Origin of the sequence: Streptococcus sp. DD10, from assembly GCF_001578805.1 — a bacterium.
Lineage (GTDB): Bacteria > Bacillota > Bacilli > Lactobacillales > Streptococcaceae > Streptococcus.
Window position 1 is genome coordinate 66,590 of the sequence record NZ_KQ969159.1, and the last position, 6,499, is coordinate 73,088.

Annotated in this window: 8 protein-coding genes and 1 pseudogene; 4 read left to right on the forward strand and 5 right to left on the reverse strand. The window is 43.9% G+C overall.

Annotated features, from left to right (window positions below; genetic code table 11):
• The 4 genes and pseudogenes from STRDD10_RS11510 to STRDD10_RS04650 form a co-directional block, all read right to left on the reverse strand.
• Window positions 1-296 (reverse strand): annotated as a pseudogene (locus STRDD10_RS11510) (restriction endonuclease subunit R); the annotation flags it as partial.
• Between the two features lie 44 nt (window positions 297-340).
• Window positions 341-1,384 (reverse strand): zinc-binding dehydrogenase, encoded by a 1,044-nt coding sequence (locus STRDD10_RS04640; RefSeq protein WP_067193526.1) that lies wholly within the window; start codon window positions 1,382-1,384, stop codon window positions 341-343.
• Complete coding sequence (gene nmlR, locus STRDD10_RS04645) at window positions 1,381-1,737, reverse strand: stress response transcriptional regulator NmlR (RefSeq protein ID WP_067193528.1); 357 nt, start codon at window positions 1,735-1,737, stop codon at window positions 1,381-1,383. Before nmlR ends, STRDD10_RS04640 begins: the two co-directional genes overlap by 4 nt.
• 108 nt (window positions 1,738-1,845) lie before the next feature.
• Window positions 1,846-3,000 carry a low temperature requirement protein A gene (locus tag STRDD10_RS04650; RefSeq protein ID WP_067193760.1) on the reverse strand — a complete coding sequence of 385 codons (1,155 nt, stop codon included), beginning with the start codon at window positions 2,998-3,000 and terminating at the stop codon, window positions 1,846-1,848.
• A 216-nt stretch (window positions 3,001-3,216) separates the two neighbouring features.
• On the opposite strand from STRDD10_RS04650, the gene STRDD10_RS04655 reads away from it, so the two are divergent.
• The 4 genes from STRDD10_RS04655 (at window position 3,217) to STRDD10_RS11520 (ending at window position 5,754) form a co-directional block, all read left to right on the forward strand.
• Complete coding sequence (locus tag STRDD10_RS04655; RefSeq protein WP_067193530.1) at window positions 3,217-3,849, forward strand: GTP pyrophosphokinase; 633 nt, start codon at window positions 3,217-3,219, stop codon at window positions 3,847-3,849.
• Entirely contained in the window at window positions 3,846-4,520 is a 675-nt protein-coding gene (locus STRDD10_RS04660) for a response regulator transcription factor (RefSeq protein WP_067193532.1), read from the forward strand. The genes STRDD10_RS04655 and STRDD10_RS04660 overlap by 4 nt, the downstream gene beginning before the upstream one ends.
• A 2-nt stretch (window positions 4,521-4,522) precedes the next feature.
• Window positions 4,523-4,954, forward strand: coding sequence for a hypothetical protein (locus tag STRDD10_RS11515; protein ID WP_231853375.1), 432 nt, complete (start codon window positions 4,523-4,525; stop codon window positions 4,952-4,954).
• 149 nt (window positions 4,955-5,103) lie between these two features.
• A complete protein-coding gene (locus tag STRDD10_RS11520; RefSeq protein ID WP_231853376.1) occupies window positions 5,104-5,754 on the forward strand; it encodes a sensor histidine kinase in 651 nt (216 codons plus the stop codon).
• Window positions 5,755-6,102: 348 nt separating this feature from the next.
• On the opposite strand, the gene STRDD10_RS10455 is transcribed toward STRDD10_RS11520, so the two are convergent.
• Window positions 6,103-6,499 (reverse strand): G5 domain-containing protein (locus STRDD10_RS10455; RefSeq protein WP_156468592.1); only part of this gene is annotated, 397 nt, incomplete at its 5' end.

A 6,499-nucleotide genomic window follows, 5' to 3' on the forward strand; every position in this document is an offset into this window, starting at 1 on the left:
TGATTTTTGAAGAGTATTAACAGATTGTCTTGGAAAAAATCTGACATCAGCTTCCAGAACTCCCTATCATTGGTATCTTCTTTCCAGCTAGTTTTATTATATACTAGCCCATCCACTTCGCTATCTATCTCCAGCACCGGTCGAACAAAGGAAAACTGAGCGCCATTGGGATTCGTTTGCGGGTTCTCACGCCACTCTCGTAGAGCTTTAAATGTTGCCTCGGAGTAGCTGTCGATATTTTGAGGATGACCACCTTTTCTTTCATCGACATAGCATTTCACAGAAGAAAAAAGCAAGAAAATCCGCAGATTGCTTGATTTTCTTGCTTTTTGAAATGCGACTAGTCCACCACCAACATAGACTTGATGGACTTGCGGTCGTCCATGTCTTTGTAGGCTTGGTTGACGTCTGAGAGTTTGTAGGTATTGGTAAAGACGCGTCCTGGGTTGATGGCACCGTCAAGGACAGCTTTAAGGAGCTCATCTTTGACATAAGTGGTAACAGAGGCTGGACCTCCACCCACGATGGTGTTTTGGGCAAAGGTTGACCCGAGCGGTGTTTTGTCGTAATGAGGCACACCGACAAAGCCGACCCGGCCTCCATTGTGGAGTACACCAAGAGCTTGGTCGATGGCCGCTTCGGTACCGACACATTCTAGAGCGACGTCAGCACCGTTGCCACCCACGATTTCACGGACTTTGGCAATGCCCTCTTCGCCACGTTCAGCCACTACTGCTGTCGCACCAGATGCCAAAGCCATCTCTTGGCGGTCCTTATGACGGCTCATCAGGACAATCTGAGAAGCGCCCCGCATCTTGGCAGCGATGACGGCACATTGGCCAACGGCTCCATCACCGATAACCACCACCCGGTCACCCGGTTTGACATCAGCCACACGCGCGGCATGGTAACCTGTCGGCATAACGTCTGCCAAGGTCAAGAGCGATTTGAGCATGCCTTCCGTGTAGTCAGACGGTTGACCTGGAATTTTAATCAACGACCACTCCGCATGTTGGAAGCGAATATACTCGGCTTGGACCCCACCTGAGAAGTTATCTCCGCCCTGATGGCGGTCACAAGAACCGTCAAATCCAGCACGGCAGGCATCACACTCCCCACAGCCATGGGTGAAAGGTGCAATGACAAAATCTCCCGGTTTGACAGTTGTAATGGCAGGGCCGACTTCTTCGACAATCCCAATAGCTTCGTGACCACTGTTGCCATGACCTTCTTCGATGTCAGGATTGCGGTAACTCCATAGGTCAGAGCCACAGACACAGGTGCGGACAATCCGGATGATGGCATCATCCGCTGCCTGCAGTTGAGGGCGGTCAATTTCTGTCAGACCGACTTGGCCTGCTTTGGTGTAAATAGCTGATTTCATTTAGCTGTCTCCTTTTGATAGTAAGTAATTTTGTGATCCAGTCGACCAAGAGCGGTCTCTAATTCGCTGATGCGCTGGGCCAGCTTGTCTCGTTCATCCAGCAAAATGTCTAGGCGAGCAGATTTTGTAGCATCTCCCTCTTGATAGAGGGCCATGTAGGCTATCAAACTCTCCACTGAGACACCAGCTGACCGAAAGCATTTGACGAATTCGAGGGCCTCCATGTCGGACTCCTGAAGGTCACGGATGCCCGCAGCCGACCGCGTGATGGGCGGTACCAGCCCAATGCGTTCATAATAACGAATGGTATCGGCAGACAGCCCTAGTGTTTGACTAGCAGATTTAATGTTCATATCTAGCTCCTTTCCAGTATCGGACGACGGTTTTCATCACTTGACTCTTCTATTATAACCCTTAGAGTTGACTCCAAGTCAAGTATTTGCCTTCAGAAAATGAAAACTTTATGAAAAATAACGCTCATTTGCAGTAACGTCAGGGTGAGGCACCTTGTTTTGCTCCCGCTTGCGCCTGCGGTAATACATCCCTGTCTGGGTTAAAAGACGAGACAAGCCAATGAGAATGACGCCAAGCAAGGCGAGTTGGTGACCAAAAAAGTAAAAGAGACCTGTTGCTAGAAGTAAGATGAGACCATATTGGGCTACCACACGACGGTCCAGACGGTAAAGTTCGATATTATAGTGAGAAGTAGACAGTGTCCCAACAAAGAAAGCCAGAATAGACAGCACAAAGAAATGCAGACCTAGATCATGATGGTGGCTGTCTTTTAAGAATTCCAAACCAACCGTAAAGAACAAGAGACTGGCCACAATGACATAATGGGCGTAAGAGAGAGCTTTAACGGATACTCGTTGGTGGTGATTGATATTGACAAAGGTCTGGATGATATAAAAGACAAACATGAAGCCCAAACCCATAAAAAGGGTCAAGCCTTCCCAAAAGTTTTGGGACAGGGGATAGGTTTTAAGCACAGCAATGACACTCTCCCCAAAAGTGATAATGGTCAAGAGCTGGCAACGTTCCAAATAATGAGGGAAATTCATACAAATGGGGCGTTTTTTCGAGTTTAAAAACAAAGGCACCACTAGTGGTAGGTAGTAAAGAGGCAATGCAGAGACCGAAAAAGGCAGTATATCCAAAGCTCTGGGGAGAACTGCTAGCGCATATACCACCAGTAACGTAATGGACAGATACATGTCCTTGTTAAAGCCCAGTTTTCTCCCTTTTAGAATATACTGCAGGGCAATGGTCCCATAACTCAAGATCAGCAGGCTATTAAAATTGAGCGGGTTTTCACAAAAAGGCTTGAGACTTGTCGGATCAAAGGTGATGGATAAAGCCAGATTCCCCACAAAGAGCATGAGGACGATGACCGTGTAGATGTCAATCTGCCTCGAATCGCCGTATTTATTGTAGTAAAAGGCTTCTTGATTCCAGACATTGAGCATAACGATAATGGTGGTCAAAAAGTAAAAAATATGTTCCAACTGAACCTGAGGCACATGAATGGCACTGGTTAGCTGACTAATGGTCAAGACAAAGGCCAAGTCAAAAAAGAGTTCATAGTTGGAAACACGCTTGGAGCGAATGGGTGTCATGAGGATTCCTTTCTTTTTTCCTTTGATGCTAGTTCTAACATAGACCAGCACCCTTTCTCCATTTTACCACGTTTTCCTTTTTCTTTTCAAAGAGAATTTTTACAGACGATAGGACTAGTGCAAAAAAAGTTAAACATATCCTTCCCTTCCAGTTAGAACATCTTCTATTATATTACTTATGCTATAATAGAAAATAAGAACTTGGAGGAAAGAACGATGACGTCTATCTATGGTAACTACGAAAGCTACCTGCCTTTGATTTTGGAGAAATTTTCTCAAGATATTCACAAGGAAGCTAAGAAACAGAAGGAAAAAACTTCATTTAAACTCTATGAACACTTTCATGCCCGAATCAAGACTGCTGAAAGCATGATAGACAAGTGCCAACGTAAAGGTTATCCGATCACTACCGAGTCCGCTCTTAAGAAGGTTCGAGATGCTATTGGCGTACGCATTATTACAGGATTTGTCGATGATATCTATCAGTTAGTAGAGTTCATTCGCTCCCTACCAAAAGTTTCGATTTACAATGAAAAAGATTTTATCCGTAAAGTGAAACCAAATGGCTACCGTTCTTACCACATGATAGTTGAGGTTGAAACGCCCTACCCAGACTGTCTAGGTAATGAAAATGGCACCTACTTTATCGAGGTACAGTTGCGTACCATCGCTATGGATTCATGGGCTAGCCTAGAACATCAAATGAAGTACAAACATGATATTAAAAATCCCGAGCGAATTACGCAAGAATTAAAACGTTGCGCCGATGAGTTAGCATCATGTGACTTGACCATGCAAACCATCCGCAACCTTATCCAAGTAGCCAACCAAGAAGAGGACAAAACATGAAAATCTTACTAGCAGAAGACGAAAAACAACTCAACCGTGTCATCACTGTTGCTCTTGAACGCGAAGGCTATCAAGTTGATAGCGTAGAAAATGGATTAGAGGCTGTCAAAAAAGCTCAAGAAAACAGTTATAACCTGATTATCCTCGACATCATGATGCCTATTATGACCGGAATAGAGGCCCTACAAGAAATTCGTGCGAATGGGGATACTACTTACATCATCATGTTAACAGCCATGTCGGAGGTCGATGACCGTGTCAATGGCTTGGATGCTGGTGCCGATGACTATCTCACAAAACCTTTCTCCCTCAAGGAACTTCTAGCTAGGCTCCGATCTATGGCTCGCAGAGCAGATAGTTACACTGATGTCCAGCTACAACTAGGCAATACCGCCCTCGACCTAGATGAGCAAGAAGTTCGTGCAACCAATAGTATCCGCCTGTCCAATAAAGAGCTTCATCTTCTTAAATATTTTATGAAAAATCCTCAAAAAGAACTAAGTAGCCAGCAACTACAAGAGTTGGTTTGGAGCCAAGAAGAAACGGACACAGAGCTAGTTCATATCTACATTTCCTACCTTCGTCAAAAACTAGCTAGTATCCAATCTTGCCTAAAAATCATTGGAGATAAAGAAGGACCGTTCCAACTGATTGAAACTTCAGGAGAATAACCATGCTTAGAAAACTGCGCATTCGATTTATCCTCATCGCTACCCTCTGCTCTAGTCTTGTTATCATTGGATTTTCAGCAGCCTTAAATATCACCATCTATACCCAGACCTCTGCCAATATTCGTACAGTTCTCTCTGTGTTAACTGCAAACGATGGTGAACTCCCTATCACAAACGACATTGAAAAAGACTTGACTAGCCAAAATATCCAAGCAGGAAGCATCTACAATTTCCAATACTTTTCTGCTAGTGCAACGGCTTCTAATGTAACAGTTAATCTTGGTAACATCCAATCTATCAATGAAGAAGTTGCTCTTGAGATGACGAATAACTCTCTCTCCTCAAACAATGAATATGGAACCCTTATCTACAACAATCGTTATTTTTCCTATCAACTTAGCCAGAAAAAAATAGTCAGCTCCTCGTCTTTTTAGAAACAACAAACTACTATCGTGAGCGTTCAAACTTACTTGGCGGCACTTTCTGGACTTCAATCGGTATTTTAGCCTTTCTCATCCTAGCTATCTCCTTATTATCTGGTATCGCTATCCACCCTTATATCCTCAACTACGAAAAGCAACGGATGTTTATCACCAATGCTGGACACGAACTCAAAACTCCCCTTGCCATCATCTCCGCAAATACAGAGCTACAGGAACTCATAGAAGGAGAAAGTGAGTGGTCTAAGAGCACCAAGGAGCAGACAGAACGTCTTAACCAGCTGATTGCACGCCTCATCCGACTCTCACGCTTGGAAGAGCAAGAAGAAATCCATACCAGTCAGCAAAATATCTCACCAATCCTTGAGAAAGTCTCCCAAGCCATGATTCCACTCATGCAGCAAAAAGGGCTAAGCTACGAGCGCAATATCCAAGCCAATCTTGAAGCGATGATTGCCCAAGAAGAAGCCTATGAACTCTTTAGCATCCTTTTGGATAATGCCCAAAAATACTGTGACGATAAAGGGAAAATTAGCATCACAGCCCAACAAGTTCGACATAGATGGCGAAAACAAGTTCGTATTGATGTTTCAAATAGCTATGCAGATGGTGAAAATGTGGACTTTAACCGTTTCTTCGATCGATTCTATCGTGCAGAAACCTCTCACAATAATCAAAGTGTTTCAGGCTATGGTATCGGCCTGTCTATGGCGCAACATTTGACGCAACTCTTTGGAGGAAAACTCACCGTTTCCTACCAAAATCAGACGGTGACCTTTAGTGTCTTTCTCTAAAGTCGCTAAATCGCTCTATTCTATCACTGTAAGTGTAATAGCGGTTCAAACTAATCAATTAGCGCAGAGTAGAGACGTCAGAAAGGTTACTTAACTCCATCAAGTGACGACATCCCATTTGTTAAATGAACGCTTCAAAAGGGGGCATTTCTGCAAGAACAGTTGATTCGTCCTCTACTTTAAATCAACAGATAAAAACCAGTGGAAGTTGGTCTAACACACCATTTCCACTGGTTTTTTATTTTATCAGAGGTAGCTGATGAACTTCTTCAACTAGCCAAGATTTCTTTCCATTCCTTTTTCAACTAGCCTTGCATCATGACTCTATGACAAGACTAGCAAAATGAGCTAGAATTTTTTGCGTTTCTTCTCACCTACTAGAGCAGCAAGACCTAAAATTCCCATAGCTGCTAGAGTTGCATCAAGTCCTACTTGATCTCCTGTTTCTGGTAGGCTTACTGACTGTCCTGTTTCTTTCTTCACTTCTCCTTTTTCTACAATACTTGAAGAAGCTAAATCTGTTCCAGTTCTAGTACCGACTTGCACGATTTCGTCCTGAGCTGCAAGTTTTTCATAGCGATCTAAGATACGAACACTACCGTCCGCTGCAGTTTCCTGCAACTGAAGAAGGTGCCCATCTCGTCCTTCCTGAACCACGCGACGCTGACTTTGAGCGAGATCTGGTGTTGCTTGCTCAATCTTCTTAAACGGTAGAACTTCTTCTTTGATTTCTAAAGTTGGTTTT

What these genes read in the sequence shown, in the direction of transcription:
- STRDD10_RS04640 (WP_067193526.1), bottom strand. Translation starts at nt 1,384, where the DNA reads ATGAAATCAGCTATTTACACCAAAGCAGGCCAAGTCGGTCTGACAGAA.
- nmlR (WP_067193528.1), bottom strand. Translation starts at nt 1,737, where the DNA reads ATGAACATTAAATCTGCTAGTCAAACACTAGGGCTGTCTGCCGATACC.
- STRDD10_RS04650 (WP_067193760.1), bottom strand. Translation starts at nt 3,000, where the DNA reads ATGACACCCATTCGCTCCAAGCGTGTTTCCAACTATGAACTCTTTTTT.
- STRDD10_RS04655 (WP_067193530.1), top strand. Translation starts at nt 3,217, where the DNA reads ATGACGTCTATCTATGGTAACTACGAAAGCTACCTGCCTTTGATTTTG.
- STRDD10_RS04660 (WP_067193532.1), top strand. Translation starts at nt 3,846, where the DNA reads ATGAAAATCTTACTAGCAGAAGACGAAAAACAACTCAACCGTGTCATC.
- STRDD10_RS11515 (WP_231853375.1), top strand. Translation starts at nt 4,523, where the DNA reads ATGCTTAGAAAACTGCGCATTCGATTTATCCTCATCGCTACCCTCTGC.
- STRDD10_RS11520 (WP_231853376.1), top strand. Translation starts at nt 5,104, where the DNA reads ATGTTTATCACCAATGCTGGACACGAACTCAAAACTCCCCTTGCCATC.